The 2248-nt window shown below is 68.7% G+C and carries 4 protein-coding genes and 1 pseudogene; all 5 read left to right on the top strand.

What is annotated here, in order from left to right; all coding sequences use genetic code 11:
• Window positions 1–176, top strand: a 176-nt coding sequence (locus CF161_RS31860; protein WP_177326735.1) for a triphosphoribosyl-dephospho-CoA synthase, incomplete at its 5' end; no start/stop codon positions are given.
• Window positions 176–475: a malonate decarboxylase subunit delta gene (locus CF161_RS00095; protein WP_020294481.1), complete on the top strand. Its 300-nt coding sequence runs from the start codon at window positions 176–178 to the stop codon at window positions 473–475. The genes CF161_RS31860 and CF161_RS00095, both read left to right, overlap by 1 nt.
• Window positions 468–1319 (top strand): biotin-independent malonate decarboxylase subunit beta, encoded by an 852-nt coding sequence (locus CF161_RS00090; protein ID WP_020294480.1) that lies wholly within the window; start codon window positions 468–470, stop codon window positions 1317–1319. Before CF161_RS00095 ends, CF161_RS00090 begins: the two co-directional genes overlap by 8 nt.
• A complete protein-coding gene (mdcE, locus tag CF161_RS00085) occupies window positions 1316–2119 on the top strand; it encodes a biotin-independent malonate decarboxylase subunit gamma (RefSeq protein ID WP_020294479.1) in 804 nt (267 codons plus the stop codon). Before CF161_RS00090 ends, mdcE begins: the two co-directional genes overlap by 4 nt.
• A pseudogene (locus tag CF161_RS32670) lies at window positions 2113–2248 on the top strand (phosphoribosyl-dephospho-CoA transferase); the annotation flags it as partial. The gene mdcE and the pseudogene CF161_RS32670, both read left to right, overlap by 7 nt.

Below are 2248 nucleotides of genomic sequence, written 5' to 3'. Positions count from 1 at the left end.
CGGTGCTCGAGGCCGGCGGCAGCGCGAGCCTGGCCGGGCGTCGGCGCCTGCATGAGCTGGACCAACAGTTATTGGCCTTGAATGCCTCGCCCGGCGGCGCTGCGGACCTTCTCGCGGCCTGCCTGTTGCTCGACCGGATCGAGTCCGGCGACGCCTTTATCCAGGGAGCAGTGTGATGGAAACCTTGTCTTTTGAATTCCCCGCCGGGCCACCGGCTCGCGGTCGGGCGCTGGTGGGCTGTGTCGGCTCGGGCGACCTGGAAGTGCTGCTCGAACCCGGCCCGGCCGGCAAGCTGACGATCCAGGTGCAGACCTCGGTGAATGGCAGCGGGACGCGCTGGCAGCATCTGTTCGAGCGCCTCTTCGACGGCCAGGTGCCGCCGGCGCTGGCCATCGATATTCATGATTTCGGCGCCACCCCGGGCGTGGTGCGCCTGCGCCTGGAGCAGGGCTTCGAGGAGATCGGCCATGACTGACAGCGCCCGCCTGTTGCACAAGCACAGCTTCGTCGAACTCGGCGCTCGCCAGCGGGCCCGGGCCTTGCTCGATGCTGGCAGCTTTCGCGAGTTGCTCGACCCTTTCCAGCGGGTCATGTCGCCCTGGCTCGCCCGCCAGGGTGTGGTGCCCCAGGCCGACGACGGGGTGGTGATCGCCAAGGGCAGCATCAATGGCCTGCCGGTGGTGATTGCCGCCATCGAAGGCGCATTCCAGGGTGGCAGCCTGGGTGAAGTGGGCGGGGCGAAGATCGCCGGCGCCCTGGAACTGGCCACCGAGGACAACCGCAACGGCATCGCCACCCGCGCCGTCTTGCTCCTGGAAACCGGCGGTGTGCGCCTGCAGGAAGCCAACCTGGGGCTGGCGGCGATTGCCGATATCCACGCGGCGATTGTCGACCTGCGTCAGTACCAGCCGGTGATTGGCGTGGTGGCCGGCAGCGTCGGCTGTTTTGGCGGGATGTCGATTGCCGCCGGTCTGTGCAGTTACCTGCTGGTGACCCAGGAAGCGCGGCTGGGGCTCAACGGCCCGCAAGTGATCGAGCAGGAAGCCGGCCTTGAGGAGTACGACTCCCGCGACCGGCCGTTTATCTGGAGCCTGACCGGCGGCGAACAGCGTTTTGCCAGCGGCCTGGTGGACCGGTATGTGGCCGACGATGTGGCGCAGATCCAGCAGCAGGTCGGTGAGCTGCTGGCCCTGGGACTGCCGGCGCAGCAGCGCAGCCGCCAGGCCGAACACTACCTGGGCTGCCTGGCGCGGCTGGATACCACGCCGCAAATCGAGCCGGCGACGGTTCGCGACCTGTATCAAGGAGACCGCTCATGAGTGCTTATTCCCTGCGCGGCGGGCACTGGTTCCAGGCCCTGAGTGCCGGTGCCACGCCCGTCACTGATGTGCCGCCATCGTTAAAGGTCGCGGACGGCCAACTGGCCGGGCAAGCGGTGCGTTTTATCGCCGTGGTGGCCGACCCGGACAACCGCTTCCCCCGTGCCCGCAACGGCGAAGTCGGGTTGCTGGAAGGCTGGGGCCTGGCCCGGGTGGTGGATGAGGTGATCGCGGCCGATGCCGCCCACAGCGAAAAGCGCCCCCTGATTGCCATCGTCGATGTGCCGAGCCAGGCCTACGGCCGGCGTGAAGAAGCGCTGGGCATTCACCAGGCGCTGGCCGCGGCGGCCGACAGCTATGCCCGGGCGCGGCTGGCCGGGCACCCGGTGATTGCCCTGCTGGTGGGCAAGGCCATGTCCGGGGCTTTTCTGGCCCACGGCTACCAGGCCAACCGCCTGATCGCCCTGCGTGACCCGGGGGTGATGGTGCATGCCATGGGCAAGGCTTCGGCGGCGCGGGTGACCCTGCGCAGCGTCGAGGAACTGGAAGCCCTGGCCGCCAGCGTGCCGCCGATGGCCTATGACATCGACAGCTTCGCCAGCCTGGGCCTGCTCTGGGAAACCCTGTCGGTGACCGAAATCGAACAACCCACGGCCCATGACCTGGCGCGGGTCAACGAGTGCCTGGTGCAGGCGATAGCCGATGTGCGCGCTACCGGGCATGACCTGAGCGGGCGTTTGGGCGCGAGCAACCGGGTAGCGTCGAGCCGGGTGCGCCACTTGTTGCGAGAACAGTGGTGAGCCGCTTGCCACCCCAGCCCCATGACCTGCTCTGGGGCCTGACTCCCGAGCAATTGCCGGGCGATGCGCCGGCCTGGGTGGTGGCGGCCATGGCCGCCGGCCAGCCGGTGGTGGTGCGCCGGGCGTTGA

Origin of the sequence: Pseudomonas sp. CF161 (genome assembly GCF_000416215.1) — a bacterium.
Taxonomy (GTDB): Bacteria; Pseudomonadota; Gammaproteobacteria; order Pseudomonadales; family Pseudomonadaceae; genus Aquipseudomonas.
The sequence above is the reverse complement of the archived record's forward strand: the minus strand, read 5'-3'. Positions and strand labels throughout refer to the sequence as shown.

Coding starts and splice junctions, on each gene's coding strand:
- CF161_RS00095 (WP_020294481.1), top strand. CDS start 176: ATGGAAACCTTGTCTTTTGAATTCCCCGCCGGGCCACCGGCTCGCGGT.
- CF161_RS00090 (WP_020294480.1), top strand. CDS start 468: ATGACTGACAGCGCCCGCCTGTTGCACAAGCACAGCTTCGTCGAACTC.
- mdcE (WP_020294479.1), top strand. CDS start 1,316: ATGAGTGCTTATTCCCTGCGCGGCGGGCACTGGTTCCAGGCCCTGAGT.